The organism is Micromonospora sp. DT233, from assembly GCF_049841815.1.
Taxonomy (GTDB): Bacteria; Actinomycetota; Actinomycetes; order Mycobacteriales; family Micromonosporaceae; genus Micromonospora.
The window spans coordinates 427,413-454,174 of record NZ_JBNCLB010000002.1 but is presented as its reverse complement, the minus strand read 5'-3'; the positions used below and the strand labels follow the sequence as shown (position 1 = coordinate 454,174).

General features: G+C 72.9%; 20 protein-coding genes. 12 read left to right on the top strand and 8 right to left on the bottom strand.

Going from position 1 to position 26,762, the window contains the following annotated elements; translation table 11 throughout:
- Window positions 1-11: 11 nt before the first annotated feature.
- The 4 genes from ACLQ2V_RS06200 to ACLQ2V_RS06185 form a co-directional block, all read right to left on the bottom strand.
- Window positions 12-416, bottom strand: coding sequence for a type II toxin-antitoxin system VapC family toxin (locus tag ACLQ2V_RS06200; RefSeq protein ID WP_425717390.1), 405 nt, complete (start codon window positions 414-416; stop codon window positions 12-14).
- Window positions 413-613 (bottom strand): hypothetical protein, encoded by a 201-nt coding sequence (locus tag ACLQ2V_RS06195; protein ID WP_425717389.1) that lies wholly within the window; start codon window positions 611-613, stop codon window positions 413-415. Before ACLQ2V_RS06195 ends, ACLQ2V_RS06200 begins: the two co-directional genes overlap by 4 nt.
- Before the next feature lie 422 nt (window positions 614-1,035).
- Window positions 1,036-1,614, bottom strand: coding sequence for a TIGR03086 family metal-binding protein (locus ACLQ2V_RS06190; RefSeq protein ID WP_425717388.1), 579 nt, complete (start codon window positions 1,612-1,614; stop codon window positions 1,036-1,038).
- A gap of 230 nt (window positions 1,615-1,844) precedes the next feature.
- Entirely contained in the window at window positions 1,845-2,588 is a 744-nt protein-coding gene (locus tag ACLQ2V_RS06185) for an LPXTG cell wall anchor domain-containing protein (RefSeq protein ID WP_425717387.1), read from the bottom strand.
- A gap of 277 nt (window positions 2,589-2,865) precedes the next feature.
- On the opposite strand from ACLQ2V_RS06185, the gene ACLQ2V_RS06180 reads away from it, so the two are divergent.
- The 11 genes from ACLQ2V_RS06180 (at window position 2,866) to ACLQ2V_RS06130 (ending at window position 19,309) form a co-directional block, all read left to right on the top strand.
- Window positions 2,866-3,186 carry an antibiotic biosynthesis monooxygenase family protein gene (locus ACLQ2V_RS06180; protein ID WP_425717386.1) on the top strand — a complete coding sequence of 107 codons (321 nt, stop codon included), beginning with the start codon at window positions 2,866-2,868 and terminating at the stop codon, window positions 3,184-3,186.
- Window positions 3,187-3,772: 586 nt separating this feature from the next.
- On the top strand, window positions 3,773-5,395 hold the full coding sequence (locus ACLQ2V_RS06175; RefSeq protein ID WP_425717385.1) for a hypothetical protein: 1,623 nt from the start codon (window positions 3,773-3,775) through the stop codon (window positions 5,393-5,395).
- A 228-nt stretch (window positions 5,396-5,623) separates the two neighbouring features.
- Window positions 5,624-7,432, top strand: coding sequence for a non-ribosomal peptide synthetase (locus ACLQ2V_RS06170; protein WP_425717384.1), 1,809 nt, complete (start codon window positions 5,624-5,626; stop codon window positions 7,430-7,432).
- A 16-nt stretch (window positions 7,433-7,448) separates the two neighbouring features.
- Window positions 7,449-8,003, top strand: coding sequence for a GNAT family N-acetyltransferase (locus tag ACLQ2V_RS06165; RefSeq protein ID WP_425717383.1), 555 nt, complete (start codon window positions 7,449-7,451; stop codon window positions 8,001-8,003).
- Window positions 8,000-8,920, top strand: a complete 921-nt coding sequence (locus ACLQ2V_RS06160) for an alpha/beta hydrolase (protein WP_425717382.1) — start codon at window positions 8,000-8,002, stop codon at window positions 8,918-8,920. Before ACLQ2V_RS06165 ends, ACLQ2V_RS06160 begins: the two co-directional genes overlap by 4 nt.
- 4 nt (window positions 8,921-8,924) lie before the next feature.
- Window positions 8,925-9,671 (top strand): thioesterase II family protein, encoded by a 747-nt coding sequence (locus ACLQ2V_RS06155; protein WP_425717381.1) that lies wholly within the window; start codon window positions 8,925-8,927, stop codon window positions 9,669-9,671.
- A 188-nt stretch (window positions 9,672-9,859) separates the two neighbouring features.
- Entirely contained in the window at window positions 9,860-11,467 is a 1,608-nt protein-coding gene (locus ACLQ2V_RS06150; protein ID WP_425717380.1) for an ABC transporter substrate-binding protein, read from the top strand.
- Window positions 11,468-11,482: 15 nt separating this feature from the next.
- Window positions 11,483-12,433, top strand: a complete 951-nt coding sequence (locus tag ACLQ2V_RS06145; RefSeq protein WP_425717379.1) for an ABC transporter permease — start codon at window positions 11,483-11,485, stop codon at window positions 12,431-12,433.
- The gene (locus tag ACLQ2V_RS06140) at window positions 12,430-13,359 is read left to right on the top strand and encodes an ABC transporter permease (RefSeq protein ID WP_425717378.1); all 930 of its coding nucleotides are present in this window, start codon (window positions 12,430-12,432) and stop codon (window positions 13,357-13,359) included. Before ACLQ2V_RS06145 ends, ACLQ2V_RS06140 begins: the two co-directional genes overlap by 4 nt.
- Window positions 13,356-15,011 carry a dipeptide ABC transporter ATP-binding protein gene (locus tag ACLQ2V_RS06135; protein ID WP_425717377.1) on the top strand — a complete coding sequence of 552 codons (1,656 nt, stop codon included), beginning with the start codon at window positions 13,356-13,358 and terminating at the stop codon, window positions 15,009-15,011. Before ACLQ2V_RS06140 ends, ACLQ2V_RS06135 begins: the two co-directional genes overlap by 4 nt.
- Window positions 15,012-15,058: 47 nt before the next feature.
- Entirely contained in the window at window positions 15,059-19,309 is a 4,251-nt protein-coding gene (locus ACLQ2V_RS06130; protein WP_425717376.1) for an amino acid adenylation domain-containing protein, read from the top strand.
- 49 nt (window positions 19,310-19,358) lie between these two features.
- Here the strand turns inward: ACLQ2V_RS06130 and ACLQ2V_RS06125 are convergent, their stop codons facing one another.
- Together ACLQ2V_RS06125 and ACLQ2V_RS06120 are read right to left on the bottom strand one after the other, a co-directional pair.
- Window positions 19,359-20,075 carry a thioesterase II family protein gene (locus ACLQ2V_RS06125; RefSeq protein ID WP_425717375.1) on the bottom strand — a complete coding sequence of 239 codons (717 nt, stop codon included), beginning with the start codon at window positions 20,073-20,075 and terminating at the stop codon, window positions 19,359-19,361.
- Window positions 20,068-22,245, bottom strand: a complete 2,178-nt coding sequence (locus ACLQ2V_RS06120) for an ATP-grasp domain-containing protein (protein WP_425717374.1) — start codon at window positions 22,243-22,245, stop codon at window positions 20,068-20,070. Before ACLQ2V_RS06120 ends, ACLQ2V_RS06125 begins: the two co-directional genes overlap by 8 nt.
- 245 nt (window positions 22,246-22,490) lie before the next feature.
- Between ACLQ2V_RS06120 and ACLQ2V_RS06115 the strand changes: the two genes are divergently transcribed.
- Window positions 22,491-23,726 (top strand): MFS transporter, encoded by a 1,236-nt coding sequence (locus ACLQ2V_RS06115; protein ID WP_425717373.1) that lies wholly within the window; start codon window positions 22,491-22,493, stop codon window positions 23,724-23,726.
- Between the two features lie 28 nt (window positions 23,727-23,754).
- On the opposite strand, the gene ACLQ2V_RS06110 is transcribed toward ACLQ2V_RS06115, so the two are convergent.
- Complete coding sequence (locus ACLQ2V_RS06110; RefSeq protein ID WP_425717372.1) at window positions 23,755-25,452, bottom strand: non-ribosomal peptide synthetase; 1,698 nt, start codon at window positions 25,450-25,452, stop codon at window positions 23,755-23,757.
- The gene (locus ACLQ2V_RS06105) at window positions 25,449-26,762 is read right to left on the bottom strand and encodes a hypothetical protein (RefSeq protein ID WP_425717371.1); all 1,314 of its coding nucleotides are present in this window, start codon (window positions 26,760-26,762) and stop codon (window positions 25,449-25,451) included. Before ACLQ2V_RS06105 ends, ACLQ2V_RS06110 begins: the two co-directional genes overlap by 4 nt.

Here is a 26,762-nt window from a genome sequence, read left to right as displayed (position 1 = left end):
GTTGCCGAAAGCTAGGAGACGTCGAAAAGCCGGAGGCCGTCATACTCGGCGAAGTCGGCGTAGTCCTTGCCGTTGAAGGTCGCCAGCGGCAGGCGGTCGACCAGGCAACAGGCCGCAATCCACGAGTCGTTCGTCGGCCGGGGCCGCCCGCGATGCTGCGCCCGCGCCTGGAGGTGCCCCCAGGTCGTCGCCACAGCCTCGTCGAAGGGCAGCAGCACGACCCCAGACCGCCACTGGGCGAGGTCGGCCAGCTTGCGTGGCCCCCAGCTCCGCAGCGCGGTCCACTTGGTCAGCTCCCCGAGCGTCACGAAGGTGATGCAGAGGGTCTTACCGGCCAGCCGGGCACGAAGACGGTCAGGCAGCCGCCCCCGGAGGATCGCCGACGCTACGTCGGTGTCCAGGACGACGAGGCTCACGCGGCGCCGGCCCGCCTGGAGGCGTACAGGTCGACGAGGAAGTCGTCCAGCTCGTCGTCGGACTCGAACAGGTCCGGCCGGGCCAGGTCGTCGATGGAAGCGACCGGGCGGACGCCCTGACGGCGGGCCAGCTCCGCCGCCGGTACGTGCTCAGCGGTCGGCCAATCAGGCACCTGCTCGGCGTTGCTCGACGTCACGGCTCACCTCCTGCTCTCCGGTCGTCGTCAATTCTCGCACCTTCGACGTCGAAACGGCGCACGTCACGCCGGCTGTCGGGCACATCGCCCGCCGTGCAGAATACGTGCAATGATCTTGATCGGCCGGCGGCGTGATCCTGCCCGTCCGGGCCCCGGTAGCGAGCCGCCAACGGCCGGAGGGCAGTTGCCGAAATCTGCCGGATCGGCGCTTCTTCGCGGCCGGCATCCCTGCTGGCGACCTTCGGCTGGCATCGGCCGGGCCGGCCGGCCACGCTGGACGGACACAAGCCCTTGAAGACCTCGGGGCTCTGCCCCGAACCCCGGCCCTCCTCAGAGATCCGCGACCGTTACCCGCACTCACCTCGATGCATCAACGGCTGCCATTGGCGGTTGAGCACGGCGTGTGCCAGCGGTCGAGAAAGTCATTCGTTCCCGGGGCGCTTGTGGCCGAGAAAGTGTGCGAGTCGTTCCGTCGGGGATGCGGTGTCGACTCCAATGACCGGGGCGTCGTACATGACGCCCCGCAGCCGGTCCGGGATGACTGCGGCGGCGTACCCGAGGCAGCGGTCCGCGATGCCGTTGGGTGCCTCGCTGCTTTGCCCGGTGGCCACCGCCAAGTCCCATCCATGCGTGATGGTTTCGACGGTGAAACCTCGAGCGGCCGCCAAGGCCGTGCCCGGTCCCCACGGCGCAATGACGGGGTCGGCAGCAGCCATCTGCGTCCACGTCTCACAGATTTCACTGGCCAAGGCGGTGTACGTCGCGGCCAGCTGGTCATCGGCGACATCGGTGATCACATGGGGAATCCCGCGCGTCGAGGCGCCTCGTGCCGTACCGAGCGCGCGGTGCGCGGTGCCGAGAAGGTGCCCCAGGAGGCTTCGTACGTCGAAGTCTTCACAGGGAGTCGGGGCGTCGAGCTGTCGGGTCTGAGTTGCGGCCGCCAGCGCGCCGACCCAGTAGCAAGCGTCGGAGTAGTCCTGAAGTTGCTGCGCGAAAGTCACGGTCCGTGATGTTATCTGCCGGCGAAGTCGATGCCCGGCCACCGAGTAGTGCAGTACGGCGTGGCATTGGGGCAGGACAAGCAAGGCCAACCGAGGCCACGAGAGACCGTGGCGGCCAGGCAGCTAGGCAGTCCCTCATCGGCAATTCCCAAGCTGACAGTCGGCCCGTGCCCAGCGTGCCCGTTGCGTGCCCGGCCCGAGGAAGCGTCGGGCCGGGCACGTCGATTGGGCTACGCCACGAAACGGGTACGGCGTCGGCGTCCGATCAGGTAGGCCGCGCCGCCGAGGAGCAGAAGCCCACCGGCAACGCCGGCCACGGTCGCGGTGTTGGCGCCGGTCACGGGGAGCCCGCCGCCCTCGCCGCCGGGGGCGGCGGCCGGGCTGCGGGAGGAGGAAGGGGTCGGTGCGCCGGTCTTCGTGGCGCTCGGTGCCGTGGTGGGCTGGGACGTCGGTGCCATGGTGGGCCGGGACGTCGGTGTCGGCGTGGGCTGGGACGCGCAGTCGAGCTCACGTGCGACGTACAGGCCGTCGTTCAGGTAGGCCAGGTAGGCATCGATGGTTGCGTCGTCGAGCGTCTTTTGCGCGGCCGCCTTCACGTTGGTGCCAGCGCCCGTCAACGTCCGGACCACCGTTATCCGCAGATCCGTCGACCAAACCTTCTGCACGTCCGCCTTGAGGAATGCGCGGAGATCGTCCTTGGTGCCGTCCAACCGCTCCTGTAGTTTGCGAGGCAGAATGGGCAACGAGTTGACGGTTGCCGCGTGCAGGATCTGGGCCGCCAGCACCCGCACCTGCACATCAGTGGCGGTATCCAGGTCGATGGTGAGCAGCTCGCGGATGTCCTTGTATACCTTGCGCTCGACCGTCTGGCAGGCGTCGTTCGGCCCAGGTGACGCGGTTTGCGCCATCGCAGGTGCTGCCGGAATCAGAAAAGCCAGCGCCATCAGGACGCCGGCCGGAATTCTCCATCGCATGTGGTCTTCCTCCCCGTTGCAGGCCAAAACGTGCAGATACTACCGTCACTGGAGCATCTCCACGGCCCCGTGTCGCAGTGCTCGCTCAGCTTGCGTTACGAGAAGCCAGGGTCACGTCCGGGGAGATCCACCGCTCTCCAGTCAGTCCTCCGCATGGCTGCTCGACCGCAAGCAAACGCTGACCCTGACCGGACAACCACCGACGGGCTGCTTGATCTCAAGGTGGGTTGAAGTTCTAGCCTCGGTCCACCTACTTCTGAGCACCAAGGAGGGCCTGATGGCCGTCGTCTACCGAGTAGACAAGTTCGCTGTTCCGGAGCCGGTTCGAGAGGAGTTCTGGCGGCAGGTGCGGCGCACCCACGCAATCCTGCGGACGCAACCGGGATTCCTCGACGACGCCCTGCTGGAGCAGCACTCCGGCCCCGGTCGCTTCAACGCCGTGACCATTGTGCGCTGGGCGTCGGCGGACGACCTGCCCGCGGCACGGGCCGCCGTGCACGCGGCACACCGAGCTGAGGGGTTCGAGCCGGCTGTGTTCTTCGAACACGCCGGCATCGAGGCCGACTTGGCCAACTACGTCGACGCCCCGGCCGCCTAGGGGTCCAGAGGTTCGGGATGCCCATCCCCGTCAGACCCGAGTCCCGACATGGCATTGACGGCAACGGCGCTGGACGGGCAGGGACAGGCGGGGTTGGCAACAGCCGTAGAGCTAGGATCCAGCGCCGGACCAGAGGCACCGCAAGATCGGCGCTATTCCCCGAGCCCGTCCCACCCGGTCGGAAAGCGGCCAGGTTTACGCTGTCCACGCAGCCATCGGCCGGCCTGGATCACGTGCGCGGCACAAACGATCACGCGGTTGCCGCCTCGTGTCCGGCCTCTCCGCCAGCGACAACTCCAACAGCGGCTGCGATATCGAACCCAGGCCACGCCACCTCTCAGCCTGGAGAGCCAGCGCAGGGGTGGCAACGATCGAACGGGGGCAGCAGGATGAAGGAGGCCAAAGCCGCACCGGAGCCGGCCCGGTCACCGCATCGCATCGCGGGGATCCGGGCGGCAGCCACGCCAGGCGGGCCGCGGCGGCCGGCCGTGGGCGTCGACACGCCGCGTCCGGTCTCGGCCGGGCCGATCACTTGGCGTCTGCGTACCCCAGGTGCCTTCGCGCGACAGATCCGCCCGGGGCGGTCGTGAGCGCGGGCAGGGTCGGGACGGAGCCGGAGTTACGCCGGGAGCTGCGGGAGCGTACGACGACGAGCTGGGCGGTGCTGGCCGGGCTCGCCATCGGCGGCGTCATGTGCGTGTTGAACCTGTTGGTGAGCTTCAAGACCGGCATCGGCTTCGGCGGTTCGGCGTTCGTGGTGCTGCTCGGCGCGGCGTTGTTGCGCGTCCGCGACCAGCTCAGCTGGCCGCTGCTCTTCACCACCTTCTCCATCGCCTCCAGCGGGTACCTGGCGACCGCCGCCGTGGACACCGGCGTGGCGGCGATCGCCCTGCGCGGGGGCGCGATCCCGCCGGTGGCGGTGCTCGTCGGGCTGGCGGTCGCCGCGAACCTGCTCGGGGCGCTGCTCGGCATCCTGCTCACCGGCTCGGCACTCCGTCAGGGCCTGCCGTTCCCGGCGCTGGTGCCGGCGATCACCCTGATGCGTACCCTGACCGGCGAGGCGGCGCGCTCCGGCCGGGTCCTGCTGTTGGCGGTGGCGGCCGGCGCCACGGCCAGTCTCGTCGCCTCCCTCGCCGGCTCGGATGCCACGCCCGATCTTCCGGGACTGCCGCCGTACCTGAGCGTCGCGCTGTCGCCGCTGTTGTTCGGCGTGGGCGCGCTGATCGGTGTCCGCTCGGCCGCCTGGCTCCTGGCCGGCTGCGCCTACACGGTCGCGCTGTGGCTGTTGCTGCCGACGGGGCCGGTCAGCTATTCGCAGCACCTCGCCGATCCGTGGATCCTGCCGGTCGGGGTGGGCGTGGTCCTCGGGTACTCGGTGGCCACGCTGCTGCGCGGCAGCCGGATCGCCGGCGGCTGGTCCCGGGGCCCCCGGGACGCCCGCGCCGGCACGGCACGGTTGCTCTTCGCCGGCGTCGCCGTGCTCGGTACGGTGCCGCTCGGTCTGCGGTACGGCCCGGCGCGTGGGGTGGCGCTGGCCGCGCTGCTCGCCGCGATGGTGCTGCTCTTCGCGCTCTTCCTCGTCCGCGCGGGAGCCGAGATCGGCATTGCGCCGATGGCGCCGGTGCTCTTCCTCGGCGTCGTCGTGCTGCGGCTGGTGGGGTTGCCGTCCACCGACGCGGTCCTGCTGGCGGCGTTCGTGACGTGCACGGGGATCGCCTCGGTGTACTACGTCTACGCGGCGCGGATCGGGATGCAGGCACCGCCGGAGGTGGAGCGACCGCCACGGCGCACGGTGACCTGGACACAGGCGGTCGGTGGGGTGCTCGGCGCGCTGGTGGGCATGTTCGCCGTCGTCCTGCTGGTCCGTTACGGGGCGGTGGGCAGCGCCAGTTTCCCGGTGCCGGTGGTGCAGACCGTCGAGTTCATCGCCACGTCCGAGTTGGACAGCCGGGCGTCGCCCGCGTTGGGGATGGCCGCCGCCCTCGGCTTCGGCCTGGCCTTCAGCGCCGCCCCGGTGACCTCGATCGGCCTGGGCGTGCTGCTGCCGCCGGCGTACACGGTGGCCATGGCCGCCGGCGGCGTGGCCAGCTGGCTGCTGGTACGGCGTCGGCCGGAGCGCGCCGTCACGGTCAGTACCGTCGCCTCCGGGCTGGTCATCGGCGAGGGGCTGGTGATGACGGCCGTCGTGGCGGCGCGGGTGCTGTGGTGAGACGCCCTCACGCAAGAAACTGTCGCATTGTTGACAGTAAATGTCCTGCGGGTCGCTGACCTGCTCTTCCGGCCGGGCGTGCGACAAGGCGTCAGGCTGGACAAGCATGGCCATTGAGTTGCTACGGTGATCCGACGTGCAGTTCGATGCCGTCCGGCCGCCCATTGGCGCGGTCGGAGCCGGAGACTGACCTCCGGGCGGCGTTCGGGACGACGACGGGGAGGCGCGATGACACCGCTGCCCGATGCCCGCTGCCCGGTGGTTTCGGCGTTCGAGAGCCAGGTCGACAGGAACGGCGACCGCCCGGCCGTCGTCCTGGCCGATCGCGAGCTGCGCTACCGCGAGCTGGACGATCTCGCCAACCAACTCGCCAACCAGTTGTTGGAGCGGCGCGGGCGGCGCAGCGAGCCGGTGGCGTTGGCCGTCCGCGACCCCGGGCTCATGCTGGCCGCCCTGCTCGGCGTGCTCAAGGCCGGCCGGTACTACGTGCCGACGAATCCGGCCTTTCCGGTGCCCCGGCTGCGCGCGATCTTCGACCAGGTGCGCCCCGGGGTCGTGGTCACCGACAGCCAGACGCAGCTTCCCCTCGCAGACCTCGTCGCCGATCCCGGCGCCGTCGAGCAGGTGACGATCGAGCCGGGCGTGCGACCCGACGCCGACCCGTCGCGGCCGGAGCTCGCGGTGGGCCCGGAGGAGCTGGCCTACGTGCTGTACACCTCCGGGTCGACCGGCACCCCGAAGGGTGTGGCGCAGCGGCGCGGCGACGTGGCGCAGAACGCGCTGCGGCACGCCGCCCTCGACGTCGGCTACGCCGACCGCGTGACGCTGATCAGCGCCGACGGCTTCGTCGCCGCGGTCTCCAACGTGGTCGTCGCGCTGTTCAACGGCGCGGCGCTGGCACCGTACTCGTTCCAGCACGACGGGGCGCACGGCGTTCTCGACTGGCTCGACCGGGCCGGGATCACGGTGTACTACTCCTTTCCGTCGTTTCTGCGTCAACTGTCGTCGGTGGCCGCCGAGGGTCAGGCGGCACCCGGTGTCCGGCTCGCCTACCTCGGGGGCGAGCCGGTCCTCCCCGACGACCTCGGCACCGTCGGGCGGCTCTTCCCGGCGGCCGTCGCGGCGGTCGGCCTGAACTCCACCGAGACCGGCCTGACCCGGCTGCACCTCGTGCCGCCGGGCCGACCGGCCCCCGACCGGGTCCCCGTCGGGGGCCCCGTGCCGGGGGTGGACGTCGTTATCCAGGACGAGACCGGCGCGCCGACGCCGCCCGGCGAGCCGGGTCAGATCGTCGTCCGTAGCGCCTTCGTCCGGCCACTGTGGTGGACTCCCGACGGCCCGGTCGAGGCGAGCCGGGAGGCCTCCGCCGGGCTCTTCGAGTTCCGCACCGGCGACCGGGGCGCACTGGACGACGACGGGCTGCTCTACCACCGGGGCCGCGCGGACGGCATGGTCAAGGTCCGCGGCTTCCGGGTGGAGCTCGGCGAGGTGGAGGCCGCCGTCCGGTCGCTGCCCGCCGTGGCGGAGGCGGCCGTCGTGCCGTACCAGCCGGCACCCGGGCAGACGGAGCTCGCCGGGTACGTCGTCGCGCGCGGCCCGGCGCCGAGCTCGGCGGAGCTGCGCGGGCAGCTCGCGAAGGTGCTGCCCCGGGCGATGGTGCCGGCGGCGCTGTCGGTGCTGCCGTCCCTGCCGCGTACCCCCAACGGGAAGGTCGACCGGGGGCGGCTGCCCGATCCGCGGCGGGCGTCGGCGACCTCGGCGGGCACCGTCACCGTTGCCGCCGACAGCCGGGCGGCCGGCTCGGAGACCGAACGGCGGATCGCGGAAATCTGGCAGGCGGTGCTGCGGACCCGGGGCGTCACCTCGGAGGACGACTTCTTCGACCTCGGCGGGACATCCATCTCGGCATTGACGGTGATTGCCCGGATTCGCAAGGAGCTCGGTGTGCCGGTGCGGTTGGCGGTGCTCTTCCGGACGCCCACCGTGGCCGCGCTCGCCGCAGAGGTGGACCTGCTACAGGAAAGAGCCCCGCAATGATGGGAACCACATGGCGATGACCGGGTCTGTCGTGGTGCGCCGGGCTCGGGCGGACGACATGGCGGCCTTCAGCCACATCGTCAACCACTACATCAAGACGACGAGGTTCAACTTCCGGACCGTCACCCAGAGCCCGGACGAATGGCAGCAGGACTGGCAGCCGCTGCACGAGCGGTACCCGTGGCTCCTCGCCGTCGACGGCGACGAAGCGGTCGGCCTGGCGTACGCGGTGCCGTGGAAGGCGCGCAACGCGTACGACTGGTGCGCCGAGGCGACCGTGTACGTCGCCGACGGTCAGCACCGGCGCGGCATCGGCCGGCTGCTGTACGGGCGGCTGCTGGAGGTCCTGGACCAGCAGGGTTACCGCAGCACGATGGGCGTGATCGCGCTGCCGAACGACCCCAGCGTGGCGCTCCACGAGGCCCACGGGTTCGAGCACGTCGGCACCCTGCGGTCGGTCGGCTACAAGCACGGGCGCTGGTGCGACATCGGGTTCTGGCAGCGGCGGGTGGCCCACGCCGAGACGCCGCCGGGCGACCTGCTGCCGGTCTCCGCAGTGTGGTCGACGTGAGCGGCGACGAGGTGGAGCTGCTGCGGGAGCTCTTCGAGCTGCACTCCACCTGGCGGGGGCAGCCGCTGTCGCAGCGCCGGGAATACTACGAACGGGCCGACGCCGCCTTCGGCGGCCCGGGGGTGGCGCCCGGGGAGCTCGTCGCGGTGGGCGAGTGCACGGCCGAGTGGGTCCTTCCGCTGCGACCCGGGAGCCCCGTGCTGCTCTACTTCCACGGCGGCTCGTACACGATGGGCTCGGCCGCCTCACACCGCCACCTGGTGCGCGAGCTGGGTGAGGTCTGTGGCGCTTCCGCCCTGGCCGTGGACTACCGGCGGGCGCCCGAGGCGCCGTTCCCGGCCGCCGTGACGGACGCCGTCGCGTGCTACCGGTACCTCCTCGACCGCGGCGTGCCGAGTGACCGGATCTTCTTCGCCGGGGACTCGGCCGGTGCCGGCATCACCGTCGCCACCATGCTGGCGCTGCGCGAGGCCGGCGTGGCGCAGCCCGGGGCCGGCGTCTGCATCTCGCCGTGGACGGACCTGACCTGCGGCTTCGACAGCCACCGCACCCGTGCGGCGCGCGACCCGGTGCTCGACGGCGCCGACCTGCGCGAGATGGCGGCACTGTACCACGCGGGCACCGACCCCCGGCACCCGCAGGTGTCGCCGGCGTTCGCGGAGCTGTCCGGGCTGCCGCCGCTGCTGATCCAGGTCGGCACCGAGGAGATCCTCTTCGACGACGCGCGGGCGTTGGCCGCCCGGGTGGAGGCGGCGGGTGGGCCGGTACGGCTGGAGGAGTGGCCGGACATGTTCCACGTCTGGCACTACTACTTCCCGGTGCTGGCCGAGGCGCGGGCCGCGATCGCGGCGATCGGCTCGTTCGTCGCGGAGGTGCTGGCCGACGCGCCGGCCGAGGCCGGTCCCGGGCGGAGGTGACGGCGTGACGCGCTGGTTGCAGGTGCAGCGGGTGGACGACCCGGCCGTGCGGGTGTGCTGCGTGCCGAGGGCGGGCGGCAGCGCGCGCGACTTCGACTACTGGCCGGCGGTCCTGGGGCCCCGGGTGGAGCTCTGCGCGGTGCAGTTGCCCGGCCGGCTCAGCCGGTTCCGGGAGCCGCCCATGACCTCGCTGAGTGCGGTGGCCGCCGAGGTGGCCACCGCGTTGACCGACTGCGCCGAGCTGCCGACGGTGCTCTTCGGTGACTGCATGGGCTCGCTGGTGGTCTTCGAGGTGGCCCGGGAGTTGCGGCGCCGGGGGGCCGCCCTGCCGTCGGCGTTGATGGTCGCCTCGTACCTGCCGCCGGACGAGCTGCGGAGCACGGAGCCGTACCACGACCGGGACGAGGAGGCGTTGCGGGGTCGCCTGGCCGAGGTGGGTGGAGTGAGCCCGGAGGTGCTGGAGGACGACGAGCTCTTCGAGCTCATGCTGCCCACGTTGCGGGCGGACTTCTCGCTCTTCGAGACGTACGTGTACCGGGCCGAGGATCCGTTGCCGAGTGACGTCGTGGCCCTGGTGGGGGCCACCGACCCGTACGTCGACGCGGCGGCGATGCGGGGCTGGGGCCGGCACACCGCCGGGGCGTTCGAGGTGCGGACGTTCGGCGGGGGGCACTTCTTCCTCCGGGACAGCACCGACGCCGTGATGCTGGTCCGGGACCGGGCACTGGGCCTCGCCGCCGGCGACCGGTGATCCTGGCCGGTCGGCCGGTCGGCCGGCCGGCTTTCGCGGGCCGATGAACCGACGCTTTCGACCGACCTTTGGTCGATCCACTTAGGACTGGAATGACGGTTGAGGGCAACCAGAGGGGGCGGTAGATTCAGCGTCGCGCATCAAAGGCCGTCGTTGTTCCCAATTGTGGGAGTCGTTTCTTGTCTGACATGTCTCGGCGGCCTCGCGTCGCCGCCTTCCGCGGTTCCCTGGGAGTCGCCCTGGCCATCGCCCTGCTGGGCGCCGGCTGCTCGGCCGGCGATGCCACCGGCGCCGGCGCGCGACAGACCGGGGGCACGCTCACCTTCGCCCTGGCGATCGACCCGACCTGCCTGGACCCGCAGCAGACCACCCTCACGGCCAGCCTGAACATCGGTCGTCAGCTCGTCGACTCCCTGGTCGACCAGGATCCCACCACCGGCGAGTTCAAGCCGTGGCTGGCGGAGTCCTGGCAGGTCGACGCCAAGGCGACCACCTTCACCTTCCGGCTGCGCGACGGCGTGACGTTCGCCGACGGCACGAAGGTCAGCGCGGCGTCGGTCAAGGCCAACCTCGACGCGGTGGCCAAGCTGGGAGCCCGGGCGCAGCTCGGCGCCGGTTACCTCGCCGGTTACACCGGCACGACCGTGGTGGACGAGCGCACCGCACGGGTCGCGTTCGACCGGCCGAGCGCCCAGTTCCTGCAGGCCGCCTCGACCATGGTGCTGGGGCTGCTCTCCGACGCGAGCCTCGCCAAGAGCGCCGACGAGCGCTGCCAGGGTGCCATTGTCGGCTCCGGCGCCTTCAAGCTCGACCATTACCGGCCCAACCAGGAAGTGTCGATCAGCAAGCGCGCGGGCTACGCCTGGGGTTCGGCGCTCTTCGGTCACCAGGGCGACGCCGTGCTCGACAAGATCGTCTACAAGGTCGTCCCGGAGTCCGGGGTCCGCTCCGGCAGCCTCGCGTCCGGGCAGGTGAGCGCCATCAGCGACGTGCCACCGCAGGACGAGCCGCAGTCCGACGGCAACGGCCTGCGGCTGATGGTGCGCGGCAACCCGGGGGTGCCCTTCAACCTGCACCCCAACGCGTCCCGGCCGGTGCTCGGTGACGAGGCGGTCCGGCTGGCCATCCAACAGGGCATCGACCGGGCCGAGGTGGTGCAGACCGTCCTCAGCGGCAACTACCGGCCCGCCACCAGCATCCTCTCCAGCACCACGCCCGGCTACACCGACCTGGGCCAGCGGCTGGCGTACGACCCGGATGGCGCCAAGCGCCGGCTCGACGCCGCGGGGTGGCTTCCCGGCGGGGACGGCGTACGGGCGAAGGACGGGCGTCGACTCAGCGTCGAGGTGCTCTTCAACACCGCGTACAACGGCAGTCAGAGCGTCCTCGAGCTGGTGCAGCAGCAGTTGCGCAAGATCGGGGTGGAGCTACGGCTGCGCCAGCTCACCGTCGCCGAGCAGGCGAAGCGGCAGTCGTCCGGCGACTACGACTTCCTGTGGTACAACCAGACCCGCGCGGACCCGGACGTGTTGCGGGCCCTCTTCTCCACGAAGGCGACCAACCGCACCAGGATCGCGCCCGGTCCGCTCGACGAAGCGCTCGACGCGCAGGCCACCACGACCGAGCCCCAGGTGCGCAACCGGCACGTCGCCGAGGCCCAGAAGCTCATCGTCGAGCGCGGCTACTCGATCCCGGTCTTCGAGCTCGCCCAGGTGCACGGGCTCGGCCGGACGGACGGGCTGCGCTTCGACGCGTCCTCGCGGCTGACGTTCCACGACGCCTGGGTCACGGGCTGAGACCGACCCGAGTCGATGACCCGCTACCTGATACGTCGTGCGATCCAGGCGGTGTTCGTGCTCTGGGCGGCGTTCACCGTCACGTTCGTCGTGCTGTACCTGCTGCCGAGCGACCCGGTCGAGATCATGGTCAGCGGCAGTGACACCAACACCTACTCGCCCGAGCAGCTCGAGGCGTTGCGCGTCGAGTACGGCCTCGACCAGCCGGTGTCGGTCCAGTACCTGACCGCGCTCGGCCGGGCGCTGCGGGGCGACTTCGGCCGCTCCGTGCAGACCGGTGCCGAGGTGCGGGACATGCTGCTCGACGCGCTGCCGTTCACGTTGCGGCTCGGCGGCGTCGCGCTCCTCCTGGCGGTGGCGGCCGGCGCGGTCATCGGGCTCTGGGGCACCTTCGTACGCTGGCGGCCGCTGCGCAACGCCCTGCTCTCGCTGCCGGCGGCCGCGGTCTCCCTGCCGTCGTTCTGGGTGGGGCTGCTGCTGTTGCAGGTGGTGTCGTTCCGGTGGGGCCTGGTGCCGGCGACCGGTGAGGGCGGTGGGAGAGCGCTGATCCTGCCCGCGATCACCCTCTGCCTTCCGTCGGCGGCGCTGCTGGGGCAGGTCTTCGCCAAGAGCATGCGGACCGCGCTCGCCGAGCCGTTCGTGGAGACCGCCAGGGCCAAGGGCGCGGGCCGCGCCCGGATCCATCTGCGGCACGCCGCCCGCAACGCGGCCCTGCCCGCGCTGACGCTCGCCGGCATCGTCGTCGGGAACCTGATCGCCGGATCCGTCGTGGTCGAGACGGTCTTCTCCCGGTCCGGCGTCGGCCGGCTCACCGCTACGGCGGTGTCGGCCCAGGACGTGCCCGTGGTCCAGGCCGTCGTGGTGCTGGGGGCGGTGGTCTTCGTGGCGGTCAGCCTGATCGTCGACCTGCTCTACCCGCTGCTCGACCCGAGGGTGACGGCGCACGTGGGGACGGGGCGGCGATGACCGGGCCGGAGCCGCGACAGGCGACCGCCCTGGCCGCCGACCCGGCGCAGGCGTGGCAGGGCCCTTCCCCGGCGACGCCGGCGGCGGACCGACCGCCGTGGATCCGGCGCGCGGCCCGGTCGGGGCTGTCCCGACCCGGGTTCGTGATCGCCGTCGTCGTGGTGCTGGTGGTCTCCGGCTGGGCCCTGCTCCCGGGGGTCTTCGCGCCGGGGGATCCGCTGACGGGCGTGCCGAGTCAGCGCCTCCAGCCACCGGACGCCGCGCACTGGTTCGGCACCGACCAGCTGGGCCGGGACCTGTACACCCGGGTGGTCCACGGCGCGTCGCTGTCGCTGCGGGCGACGCTCGTCGCCGTCCTCGTCGCGCTGCTGCTGGGCGGCACCGTCGGACTGGTCGCCGGCTTCGTCGGCCGGTGGCTCGACGACGCGGCGATGCGCCTCGTCGACGTCCTGCTGGCCATTCCCGGCCTGCTGCTCTCCCTGGCCGTCGTGACGGTGCTCGGCTTCGGGACCATGAACGTGGCGATCGCGGTCGGGGTGGCGACTGCGGCGAACTTCGCCCGGGTCATGCGCGCCGAGGTGCTCCGGGTCAACCAGGCCGTGTTCGTGGAGGCGGCCCGGAGCAGCGGCGTGCGATGGTACGCCGTGCTCGGCCGGCACGTGCTGCCCAACGCGTTCGGGCCGGTGTTCGTGATGGCGACACTCGAGTTGGGCAACGCGATCCTGTCGGTCTCCGCGCTGAGTTTCCTCGGCTACGGCGCCGCGCCGCCGAGCCCCGAATGGGGGTCACTGATCGCCCAGGGCCGCAGCTACCTCGCGACCGCCTGGTGGCTGACCACGCTGCCCGGCCTGGTGGTCGCGGCGCTCGTGCTCGCCGTCAACCGGGTGGCCCGCCAGTTGGACGACCGCGGGCGGGTGACCTCGTGACCGCCGCGCCGCTGTTGCAGGTGACGGACCTGCACGTGGTCTACCGCACGCGCCGGGGCCCGATCCCGGCGGTCAGCGGCGTGAACCTGACGGTGCGCCCGGGGCAGACCCTCGCGCTGGTCGGCGGCTCCGGTTCCGGCAAGAGCACCACGGCGCACGCGGTCATCGGGCTGTTGCCGGCGGGCGGTGCGATCAGCGGCGGCCGGATCCGGTACGCCGGTCAGGACCTGGCCAACCTGCCCGATCGGCAGCTGCGCGCGTTCCGTGGCCGGCAGATCGGGCTCGTCCCGCAGGACCCGTACCTGGCGCTCAACCCGTTGCAGCGGGTCGGGGCGCAGGTCGCCGAGGTGCTGCGGATCCACAAGCTGGCGGCGGACCGGGCGGCCGCCGCGCGCCGCGTCGAGGAGATCCTCGACCTGGCCGGCCTGCCGGAGCCGGCGGTGAACGCCCGGCGGTACCCGCACGAGATGTCCGGGGGGATGCGCCAACGGGTCCTCATCGCGATCGCGCTGGCCGGCGAGCCCCGCCTGCTGATCGCGGACGAGCCGACCAGCGCGCTGGACGTCACCGTCCAGCGGCGCATCCTGGACCACCTCCAGAAGCTCACCGCCGAGCTGCACATGGGGCTGCTGCTCATCACGCACGACCTGGCGGTCGCGGCCGACCGCGCCGACGAGGTGGCGGTGATGGCCGACGGTCGGGTGGTCGAGCACGGGCCCAGTCAGCAGATCCTCACCGCTCCGCGTCATCCGCGTACCGCCCGGCTGGTCGTGGACAACCGTGGCCTCGCCGACGCCGTGCCGAGGCAGCCTCCGCCGGAGGTGTCGGCGCAGACGGTTCCGCTGGTGCAGGTCACCGACCTGGTCAAGGAGTTCCCGATGCCGGGCGGTGCCCGGGTCCGGGCGGTGGACGGCGTCAGCTTCACCATCGGGGCGGGCGAGACCCTCGGCCTCGTCGGCGAATCCGGCTCGGGGAAGTCGACCGTCGCCCGGATGCTGCTGCGCCTCACCCCGCCCACGGCCGGTCAGGTGCTCTTCGACGGGGTGGACGTCACGCGCGCCGACCGAACGGCGCTGCGGAACCTGAGGCGGCGGGCGCAGTTGGTGTACCAGAGCGCCGCCGCGTCACTCGACCCGCGGTGGACCGTCCGGCGCATCGTCGAGGAGCCGCTGCGCGCGTTCGGCAAGGGTGACCGGGCCGCCCGCCGGCGGCTGGTCGCCGAGCTCGTCGACCGCACCGCGCTGCCCGCTTCGGTGCTGGACCGCCGCCCGACCGAGCTCTCCGGCGGCCAGCGGCAGCGGGTCGCGATCGCCCGCGCGCTCGCCCTCGATCCGCAGTTGCTGGTCTGCGACGAACCGGTCTCGGCCCTCGACGTCACGGTCCAGGCGCAGATCCTGACCCTGCTCGACGAGCTGCGTCGGGAGCTGCGGCTCAGCATGCTCTTCGTCTCGCACGACCTGGCCGTGGTGCGTCAGGTCGCCGACCGGGTCTGCGTGATGCGCCGGGGCCGGATCGTGGAGACCGGCGACACCGAACGGCTCTTCACCGCCCCGCAGCATCCGTACACCGCCGAACTTCTCGCCGCGATACCGGGCCACGCGACGGTCGGGCGGGACGGCGGCGATCCGGCCGAGGCCCGGTTGGCGGGCTGACCCACCAGAGCTTCGCGGCTGGACGGCCACCTCGAAGGGAGGACCCCGTGTCGGAGACCGACTCCGCCTCACTGCTCAGCCGCGCCGCCCACATCTGGGCGGACGTGCTCGACGTCGAGCTGCCCGGGCCGGACGACAACCTGTTCGACCTCGGTGCCACCTCGCTGGCGGCGACCCGGATCGCCGCCCGGCTGCGCGCCGAGTTCGAGGTGAAGCTGACGCTGCGCACCCTCTTCGACCACCCGACGCTCGCCGAGCTCCTGCCGTACCTGGACGGGGGCGAGCGGGCCGGGGAAGCCCGGCCCCCGACGGGGGATCCCGCCGCCGGGTCGGAGCAGCGGATCGGCCGGGCCCCCGACCACGACGCGCTCTCCTGGGAACAGGAACGGCTGTGGTTCCTGGAGCAGCTCTCGCCCGGCGGGACCGCCTACGTCGTGCCGGCGGTGGCGAGCTGCCCCGGCGCGGTGGAGGTGGCGCTGCTCCAACGCTGCGTCGACGTGCTGGTGGCCCGCCACGAAGCGCTCCGCTCGACGTTCGTCGCCGACGGGGGGCGCCCGGCACGCAGGACGGCCGCCACGATGTCCGTACCCGTGGTGGAAATTGATCTTTCCGGGGCGGCGGACCCGGCGCGGGCCGCCGAGGCGGAGGCGTCGCGGGCCGCCGCCGCGGCGTTCGACCTGGCCACCGGCCCGCTGCTGCGGGTGTGCCTGCTGCGGCTCGGGCCGCAGGAGAGCCGGCTGCTGCTGACCCTGCACCACATCGTCTCCGACGGATGGTCGGTCGACCTGCTCCTTCGCGAGCTGAGCGCGGTCTACGGCGCGTTGAGCGAGGGTGGGGCCCCGGCGCTGCCGGAGCTGCCCGTGCGGTACGAGGACTGGGTGAGCTGGCAGCGGCGGCAGCTGGCCGGGCCGAGGCTGGCCGAACTGACCGACTGGTGGGGCCGGCAGTTGGCGGGGGCGCCGCCGGTGCTGGAGCTGCCGACCGACCGGCCACGCCCGCCGGTGCAGCGGGAGCACGGCGCGGTGCACACGTCCCTGCTGCCCCCGGCGGTGGCCGAGCACCTCCAGGAATTCGCCCAGCGCGAGGGCGCGACGCCGTTCATGGTGGTGCTGGCGGCCCTGTACGCCCTGGCGCACCGGTACACCGGCGGGACGGATCTGGTGATCGGCACCCCGGTGGCGAACCGGACCCGACCGGAGGTCGATCAGGTGGTCGGCTTCTTCGTCAACACCGTGGCGCTGCGCTGTCGGCTCGACGACGCGCCGACGTTCCGACAGCTCGTCCGCCGGGTGCGTGAGGTCACGCTGGAGTCGTTCGCCCGCCAGGACATGCCCTTCGGCCGCCTCGTGGAGGAACTGAACCCACCCCGCAGCCTCGCCTACAACCCGGTGGTCCAGGTGGTCCTGGCCGCCCGGGCGCACGCCGCGCCCCCGGCGACCGGCGGCGACCAGTTGTTCCGCATCGACCGCGGCGCGATGGGAAACGGTGGTACGGCCAAGTTCGACCTCACCCTCTACCTGGGACAGGTCGCCGATGGCACCGAGCTGAGCTGGGAGTACAACACCGATCTCTTCGACGCCCCGACGGTGCGCCGGATGGCCGACAACCTGCAGGCCCTGCTGCGGGAGGCGGTCGACGCACCCGACGTCCGGGTGGACCGGACGCCGATGCTCTCCGACCGGCAGCGGGTTGCCTCGCTGCGGCGGGTCGCCGACTCCGGCACGCCGTGCCCGGTCGAGGGCCACCTGCCGGGGCGGTTCGCCGAGGCGGCCCGCCGGTTCCCCGATCGGGTCGCGGTCACCGACACCACCCGCTCGATGACGTACGGGGAGTTGGACCGCGCCGCGAACCGGCTGGCGCACCGGCTGCTGGCCCGGGGCGCCGGGCCGGAACGCCTCGTCGCCGTCCACGCCGACCGCGACGTCGACTACGTCGTCGCGCTGCTCGGCGTGTTGAAGACCGGCGCCGGCTACCTCCCGCTCGACCCGACGTACCCCGCCGACCGCATCGCCTTCACCGTTGCCGACTCCGGCTGCGCCCTCGTCGTGGGCCAGCAGCGGTACGCCGATCGTCTCAGCGTCCCCTTCCTGGCCTTGGACGACGGTGCCGACGGGAACTGGCCGGCGCACCCGCCGCAGGTGGCCCCGGACCCCGATGCCGCCGCGTACGTGATCTACACGTCCGGGTCCACCGGCCGGCCGAAGGGTGTCGTGGTCAGCCATCGCAACGTCCTGCGCCTGTTCCCGGCGGTCCGGCACTCGGGCGGGTACCGGGCGGAGGACGTGTTCTCGCTGTTCCACTCCTTCGCCTTCGACTTCTCCGTGTGGGAGTTGTGGGGTGCTCTGCTGCACGGGGGGCAGGTGGTGGTGGTCCCCTACGTGACCAGTCGGGACCCGGACGCCCTGCTGGACCTGCTGCGGCGCGAGCGGGTGACCGTCCTCAGTCAGACGCCGTCGGCGTTTCGTCAGCTGACCGTGGCCGCCGAACGGCAGGGCTTCCCCCGCACGTCGCTGCGGCTGGTGGTGTTCGGCGGGGAGGCCCTCGACCCGGCGGTCCTGCGCACCTGGTTCGACCGGTACGGCGATCGGTGCCCGCTGCTGGTGAACATGTACGGCATCACGGAGACCACCGTCCACGTCACCGAGCGGGTGATGACGGTGGCGGACCTCGACAGGCCGCAGAGCCCCATCGGGCACCCCCTCGCCGACCTGCGCGTCTACGTGCTGGACCCGCAGCTGCGACCGGTTCCCCCCGGGATCCTCGGTGAGCTCTACGTCGGCGGTCCCGGGGTGTCGCGCGGCTACCTCGGCCGCCCGGCGCTGACGGCCGCGAAGTTCGTGCCCGATCCGTACGCGGGGCCGGGGGAGCGGCTCTACCGCACGGGGGACCTCGCGTTCCGCCGGGACGACGACTCCCTCTGTTTCGCCGGGCGCGTCGACGACCAGGTGCAGCTGCGGGGGTTCCGCATCGAGCTCGGCGAGGTGGCGCACGCGCTGATGGCGTGCCCGGGTGTGCGGGGCGCGGCGACGGCGCTGCGACCGGACGTCTCCGGCGAGCCCCGCCTCGTCGGCTACGTCACGGCGGCACCCGACCTCGAGCTGGACCCGGCGCAGGTGCGGGCCGCCGTGGCCCGCTGGCTGCCGGCGCACATGGTGCCCTCGACCGTGCTGGTGCTGGACCGGTTGCCGATGACCGCCAACGGCAAGCTCGACGCGGCCGCCCTGCCCACGCCCACGGCCGGCCGGGTGGCGGGCGGGGCGGGGACCCCGCCGCGCACCCCCACCGAGCGGGCCATCGCCGCCGTCTGGTCAGGGCTGCTCGGCGTCGACCGGGTCGACGTGGAGGACAACTTCTTCGCGCTCGGCGGGCACTCCCTGCTGATCACGCGCATGGTCACTGGTGTCCGCGCGCAGCTCGGGGTGGACCTGCCGGTCCGGTGGGCGTTCGAGCTGCCCGACCTGGCGGGGCTCGCGGCCGCCGTGGACGAGTCGGCGGCACCGGCGCGGCCGCCCGGTGCGGCGCGGGCGGCGGCGGGGCCGCAGCGCTGGCTGCTCGGGCATCGTCCGCTGGCCGCCGCCCGGATCCGGCTGCTCTGCCTGCCGTACGCCGGCGGCGGCGCCACCGTGTTCCGAGACTGGGCGCAGGGGCTGCCGCCCGGCGTCGAGTTGTGCGCGGTGCAGCTGCCCGGCCGGGAGAACCGGCTGGCGGAGCCGCCGTTGCGGGACCTGGATGCCCTGGTCGAGGCCCTCGAGGAGGCGTTGCGGCCCCTCGAAGACCTGCCGTGGGCGCTCTTCGGGCACAGCCTGGGCGGGGTGGTGGCGTTCGAGCTGGCCCGCCGGTCACGCGAGCGCCACCTGGTCCGGCACCTCTTCGTCAGCAGCGCCCGCCCGCCGCACGTCTACCGGGGGCGGCGGCCGTCCGCCGATCGACCGGATGCGGAGCTGATCGCGGAGCTCGTCGACAACGCGGCGGCGGAGGGGGTGAGCGACGGGCCGGCACAGCCCGGTCTCCTCGCGGAGACCGTGCTGCCCGCGTACCGCGCCGACCTGACGATGCTGGACCGCTACCGGCCCCGGTTCGTCGACCCGCCCGGGCCCCCGCCGCTGGACGTGCCCCTGTCGGTCTTCGGCGGCGCCGACGACCCCGCCCCCAGCCCGCAGGAGCTGGAGGGCTGGGCCGCCTACACCACCGGCCCGACGCGCCTGCGGATCTTCCCGGGCGGGCACTTCCACCTGCGGTCCTCCCGGCCCGGCCTGTTGGCCGCCATCGCCGAGGACCTGCGCGGGAGCGTGACCTGACCCGGCGGTGACGGTGGCGGGTGCGGCCGGTGGCGGCGGTGCGGCCCGCTCAGAGCTGGGCGCAGAGGTCGCGGAGCAGTTCGCCGGGCCGCGCCAGCACCGAGAAGTGGTCGCCGGCCAGGAGGCGTCGGCGGAACGGGCCGGTGGTCAGCGCCGACCAGCCGTCGATCTGCGCCGGCGTGCAGCCGGGGTCGTCGACGCCGAGGTAGGCCAGGATCGGGGTCCCTATCGACGGTGCCGACGCCGTGGCGTAGGCGTCGAGCAGCGCGGTGTCGGCCCGCAACGGGGCCAGCACGAGTTCCCGCAGCTCGGCGTCCTCGAGCGCCTCGTCGGGGATGCCACCGAGAGCCCGGCACTGCGCCAGCAGGTCGGCGTCGTCGGCCGGCCCGGAGGCGCGCTCGACCAGGTGCGGCGCCTCTCGACCGGAGACCACGAGCAGCCGGGGCGGCCGGCCGGCAGCCTCCAGCCGCGCCGTGATCTCGTGCGCCACCACGGCACCCATGCTGTGCCCGAGCAGCACCACCGGGCCCGGCACGTGGCCGACCGCCTCGGCGAGGGGCCCGGCCAGCTCGGCGATCGTCCGGGCCGCCGGCTCGCGGTACCGGCCGAGCCGGCCCGGATAGCAGGCCGCCGCGAGCGCCACGTCCTCGTCGAGGTGAGCCGGCCAGTCCCGGAACGCGGTCGCGTTGCCCCCCGCGTGCGGGAGACAGATGAGCGTGCACCGCGCCTGCGGCACCACGCGCCACCAGCGCAGTTGCTCACCCATCGAGACCGCGCAACTCCGCGCGGGCCCATCGGTCGGTGGCGGCCAGCAGGTCGACCAGCGCGCCCGCGCTCGCCGGCACCGCCGAGCACATCGGCGTGAAGCGGGCACCACGCAGGCGCTTGGTGTGCCAGCCGGTGGGGCCCAACCGGATGCGGCGCAGGCCGCGTCGGTAGGCGAATTCGATGGGCAGGTAGTACGCGGCGTTGAAGTAGCCGGCGACCGCCCTGGACCGGGGCAGGAGCAGCCCGGCGCCGTAGAGCAGCAGGTCGGTGCCGCCGCAGACGAGCACCGCGCAGGCGACCGGCCCGGCCTCGTCGCTGACCAGGGTGAGCAGGAAGTCGTCGCCCCAGACGTCGAGCAGCCGACCGTAGATCGGTAGCGCCCGGGCGTCGTCGACGTCTTCACCCCGTTGGCGGTAGGCGCTGGCGCTGAGCGCGGCCGCCGTGGCCAGGTGGGGCCGGGCCTGCTCGCCGACGAAGACATGGGCCGGGCCGCCGCCGCGCAGCCGGATCTCCCGTCGGGCGTTGTCGCGGTGGCCCTTCGGCAGTGCCGCCAGATAGTCCGCCAACCCGGTGCCCGGCAGCTCGAGGGTCGGGTAGAGGTCCGTGACTCCGATGGCGAAGCCGGCGGCGGCGAGCGCCGGCAGCAACGGGTCGTCGGCCGGGCAGTGCAGCACGGCCGGCGTGGCGTCGTCGTCCCGCGCCTGCCGGATCAGCGCGGCGACCAGCGCCTCCAGGGCGGTGTCGGTGGGCGTGGCGCTGGTCACCGGGGAGCCGTACCCGGTGGCGGCACCGGCCAGGAACCGCGGGTGCGCGGCTCGGGCCGCGGCCACGAGCTCCGCCGGCGGGGCAAGGCCGGCGGTCGCGCCACCGGTGACCGCCACCGGGTCCATCCGGGGGCCGAGCCCGTCGGGGCCGCGCAGCCAGAGCGCGGGGCCGTCGGCCGCGGTGAGGAAGGTGACGTCGTCGCTGACCCCGGCGGCCCAGCGCCAGTCGTCGCGCGGGTCGGCGGGCCGATCCGCCCACCGACGCAGAGCGGAGCGCGGATCGGCCAGCACGCCGACCCGGGCCGTGGTCGTGCCGAGCACCAACCGGCCGGCGGCGTCGGCGGCGGCCCGGGCGGCGCTGCCGGCGTCCGGCCCGGTCGCGAGCACCCGGCCCACCCGGTCCCAGGACGATTCCAGCGCGCCGACCCGGTCGCCGGGCGCGGCGGTGACCCGCAGGTCCACCACTCCCGGCGTGGCCCGCGCCGCGTCGGTGCCCCGGACCGTGGTGACCAGGCCGGGCTCGGCGGTCAGGAACCGCACCGCGGCCCCGCGTACGGCCCGGTCCGGGCGCACGGGCGAGCGGCCGGACAGGACGGTGACCAGGTCGGCCACCAGGCTGCCGCCGTAGGCGAGGTCGATCAGCGGCACGATGTCGTCGCCGGGCAGCCGGCCGGCGCACTCCACCAGGTGCGGCCGGCCGTCGACCAGGATCCATTCCGCGTGCAGGGTGCCGCTGACGAAGCCGGTGGCGGCGATCAGGTCGCCCATCGCCGCCGTGATCCACTTGGCGACCAGCGCGTCGACCGGCGCCGGGACCAGGTGGCCCAGCTCCACCGGATGGCGGCCGGGCAGCACCGTCTTGGCGGTGACGTTCATGAAGACCGGCGCGGCGTCGCGCACCAGCGCCTCCACGCTGACCTCGGGGCCGCGCAGGTGTTCCTCGACCAGGTAGCGCGGCGGTGGTGCGTCGGGGGCACGCATGAGCGGCTCCTGCGCGGTGACCGTGCGCCGCCAGGCCTGCGCCCGGTCGTCGCCGGGCCCCAGCAGTTGCACGCCGATGCTGGCCTGCCGGTTGGCCGGCTTGAGCACACAGGACGGCGACGGGAAGGCGCACACGTCGTCCGCCGAGTGCGCCTCGCGCCACCGGGGCTGGGCGAGCCCGGCGGCATCGGCGGCGGACCGCAGCTCGATCTTGTCCCGCAGCAGCCGCGCGGCCGGCAACCCGGCGCCGGGCAGGCCGAGGTGGGCCGCCAGCGCCGCGGCGCCCACGACGCCGTACTCGAGGCCGGGCAGGACCGCGCTCACGCCCACGGGCAGCGGCCACCGGGGGACCTGCTCGGTCACCCGCTCCTCGTCCTGCACGGGCGACTCGACGAGCTGCGCCACGCACGGAAACGCGGACATCCGCGCGCGGACCTGTCTGACCCTCGCGACCTGCGAATCCTCCACGATGGTCAGACTGCCGGGTGGCAGAATCGCGTTGAGATCCGGCAGAATGCCGGCACCGAAACCCACCATCACCAAAGCCGTATCGAACACGTCGCCCCCGCGGGTGTCACCAAGGTTCAGTCATGCACTAACATCTTCAAAAATTTCTCACACAGACGTTACATTAATGTTTCGTCATTTCTTCTCAGGGTCTTCTTGACATGGGCATGAAGCAATGGCTCCGCGCGTACGTGCCGGCCACGCCGTCCGCCCGCACGCTGATCGTCGTCACTGTCACGGACGCGGTCGGAAGTGGCCTCTACCTCGCCGGCTCGGTGATCTACTTCGTCGACGGGATCGGCCTGTCGGCCAGCAGCGTGGGCACCGTGCTGACCGTCGCCGGGCTGGCCGGGTTCCTCGGCTCCGTGCCGCTGGGCATGCTGGGCGACCGGGTCGGCACGAAACGTCTGCTCATCGGTCTGCAGGCATGGCGTGCCCTGATGTTGGTCGCGCTGGCGTTCGTCACCGGGCTGCCCGGTTTCCTGCTGGCCGCCGTCGGGCTCACCATCGCCGCCCGGTCCGTCTCGCCGGCCACCCAGGCGGTGGTGGCCACGGTGATGAGCGCGAAGGACCGGGTGGCGACGATGGCCCTGATGCGCTCGGTGCGCAACGTCGGTTACTCCGTCGGCGCGGCCCTGACCGTCCCGATCTTCGCGACGGAGAGCCTGTCGGCCTACAAACTGATCATGCTGGGGAACGCCCTGACCTTTGTGCTCTCCGTCCTGATGCTGCTGCGCCTGAGAATGCCGCCGATTTCCCCGTCGCCCGAAGGCCGCCGGCGCTACCCGTCGGGCGTCCGGGACTGGCGCTTCCTGCGCCTTGCCATGGTCAACGGCTGCCTTTCCCTGCACATGATGATGTTGTCGGTCGGCATCCCGCTCTGGGCGTTGGCCAGCGGCGCTCCCCACTGGATGGTGTCCCTGCTGTTCATCCTCAACACCGTGCTGGCCGTGCTGCTGCAGGTGGCGTCGGCGCGCGGCAGTGAGCACCCCGGCTTCGGCGAGCGGGCGCTGCGGCGAGCCGCAGTGGCGCTCTCCGCCTGCTGCATGATCTTCGCCGCAGCGCCGCTGGGCGGCCGCTGGGTGGCCGTGGTCGCCCTGACCGCCGGAGCGGTCGTCCTGACCGCAGGCGAGCTCCTACAGTCCGCGGGCGGCTGGGAGCTGTCCTTCCGACACTCTCCCGCCGACCGCCGGGCCGAGTACCTGGCGGCGTTCAACCTCGGGCCGGCCGCAGCCGACATCGTCGGCCCGGTGCTGCTGACGGCGGTGGTGGCGTACCGCTCGCCGGGCTGGCTCGCCCTGGCGGTGGCGTTCCTCGCGGTCGGGCTGCTGGTGCGCCCCGCCGTCCGGTCGCTCACCCGGCATCAGCAACGGCAACCCCTCCCCGTCGGGTCGTGAGCGGGGGCCGGGGGGAGCACACCCGGGCTCATCGGCTCCCGCCCAGCTCGTCCACCGCCCTGGTCAGGGCGCTCAGGGTCGGCTCCTCGAACATCACCGCGAGGCGCACCGGCACACCGAACTCCTTGCGCACCCGGGAGATCACCCCGAGGGCCGAGATGGACGTCCCACCGAGGTCGAAGAAGTCGTCGTCCGCGCCGATCCGGTCGGTCCGCAGCACCCGGCACCAGATCTCCCGCAGCCGCCCATAGGTGTCGCCGCCGCCGGACGCGGCCGGCACCTGCGGCGCGGTGGTCCGCGCCGTGGCGACCAGCGCCGCGAGGGCCTTGCGGTCCAGCTTGCCGTTGGTCGTGTGCGGCAGCGTCTCCCGGATCAGCACCGTGGTCGGCACCATCGGCTGCGGCAGCAGGTCCGCCGCGCGGGCCCGCACCGTCGGCGGGTCCATCGACGCCTGGTCCGTGGTCAGGACCGCGGCCAGCTCGAGCTCGCCGTCCTCGCCCGGATAGGCGCAGACACCGACCTCGGTGACCCCGTCGAGCTTGGCGATGGCGTCCTCGACCTCCGAGGGCTCGACCCGGAAGCCTCGAATCTTGACCATCGCGTCGCTGCGCCCCCGGTGGAACAGGACACCCTCGGCGCTCAACTCGCCCCGGTCGCCCGTGACGAATTCGGGCACCCCGTCCGCGCCGGGCACGGTCAGGTCCACCAGCGCGTCCCGGCCCCACAACCGGGGCTTGACGAACCGGCTGCGAATCACGATCCGGCCGTCCTCGTCGATGCGGACGCCCACCCCGTCGACCGGGTCGCCCAGGGGGATCCGCTCCGGCGTCGACGCGCCCGGCGGCAGCTGGAACAGCCGGGTCAGGCCGGTCTCGGTGGAGTTGAGCCCGGTGGCGCGGACGGCGTTCGGGAAGAGCCGCCCCAGCGCCGCGAAGTCCGTGCCCAGCACCGGTTCACCGCCGACGTAGGCCAGGCGGACCGTGGGCACCGAGCCGGTGGGGGCCACCTTCGCCAACTGGCGCAGGAAGGACGGAAAACCGTAGAACATGGTGACCTTCGCGTCGGCCAGCCACTCCGGCATGCCGTGCACGCCGTCGTGCCGGAACGAGTACGGCACCACGGCCGCCCCGTTGAGCAGGCCGATCACCAGGTTCGACACGGCGCTCACCACGCCGTCCGCGCTGACCAGCGAGACCCGGTCGGTGGGGCCCAGACCCATCGGCGCGTGCCGGCGCACGTTCTGCGACATGTCGCCGCGGGTCTGCGCGACGGCCTTCGGGACGCCGGTCGAACCGGAGGTGAACAGCACGTACGCGAGGTCGTCCGGGCCGGCGGCGCCGGCCGGTCGGGCCGCGGTGTGCCCCCCGGTGACCGGCAGGCCGTCCTGCGGCTGCGCCGCCGCGTCGCACAGCACCGTCGTCGCGCCGAGGAGTTGCCGCATCTCGCGCCGCCGCTCGGCCGGGAAGTGCGGGTTGACCACGACGAAGGGACGCCCGGCCTTGAGCACGCCGAGCTGCGCCGCGATCATCTCCACCGGGTCGGTGAGGCTGAGCACCACCGGGTCGGCCGGGCCGCCGGGCTGCGCCAGCACCAGGCCGGCCACCCAGTTCGCCCGGCCGTCCAGCTCGGCGTAGCTGACCACCCGGTCCCGCGCCACGATCGCGGCCCGGTCCGGTCCGGCGTCGACGACGGCCTCGAAGGCGTCGATCACGGGACAATGCGTCATGCCTTCGCCTCCGGAAACACCTCGGCCACCACGGGCAGCAGTTCGGGCCACTCCACCGGGGAGACCCGGCCGCCGTCGAACTGCTCGTCGAGCCACGCGTTGATGCGCAGCACCCTCGGGTCGTCCTTCACGCAGTCCACGCCGAGGTGCTGCTTGAGCAGGAACAGCACCCCAGCCTGCCCGGAGTCCTTGGTCAGGGCCACCTCCAGTGGCCGGCCGACCAGGTCGGGGGCGTTGAACGGGGTGTACATCCACCAGAACTTGTTCAGCCCGTCCGCGTGGATGCCGGCCCGGGTGACGAACGCGTCCCGGCCGAAGATCGGGTACTTCGCCGAGGGGCCGACGCCGAGCCCGGTGTAGAGCTCGGCGAGCCGATTGACCTGGCGTAGGTCCACCTGCCGGGTGTCCCAGAAGCCCATCCCCAGCAGGTGCACCATCGCCGCCTCGACCGGGGCGTTGCCGGTGCGTTCCCCCACGCCCAGGCAGCACCCGCTGATGACGCCGCACCCCGCGCGGATGGCCGCCAGGCAGTTGGCCAGCGCCAGCCCGGTGTCGTTGTGCGGGTGGATCTCGATCTGGTTGGCGGCCAGCCCCAGGCCGCGCATCAGCCGGATCCAGCGCGGCACGCTGCGGGGCAACGCCACGTCCTCGAACGGCAGGCCGATGCCGAGCGTGTCGCAGATCCGGAACCGGGGCGCCAGCGTGGCCGGGTACCGCTGCGCCAACGTCAGCACCTGCTCGGTCAGCCACTCGACGTAGCCCGGGTCCGACCGGGTGGTGTCCTCGTAGTGGACCCTGGGCCGGATGCCGTGGTCCAGCGCGATCTCCACCGCCTCGAGGTACATGGCGGCCGCCTTGGCCCGGTCGCCGGAGGCGAACTTGTGGTAGGTGTGAAAGTCCGACGTGGAGCTGAGCAGCCCCGTCTCGGTGATGTTCAGGTCCTTGATCAGCAGCACGTCGGCCCGGCGGCCACGGATCCACGTGGTGGGCTCCAGCGGGGCGCCGCCCTTGTGCCGGTCGATCGCGTACTCCAGCGCGTCGCGGTCGGAGCGCCGGTACGGGAAGAACTCCGCCTGCCGGATCGCCCCGGACGTGCCGGTCACCTGACACAGCAGGTCGTAGATCTCGATGCTGGTCGGGGTGTCGAGCGGCAGGCCGCCCTGCTGGCCGTCGCGGTGGGTGGTCTCGGAGATCCACACGTCGTCGGGCAGGCTGGCCGGGCGCTCGGTCCAGTCGTACCGGGGGAAGTCCTCGCGCGGGAACACCGCCGGGAAGTACTCCGGCTGGTCGGGGTTCACCAACGTCGCCAT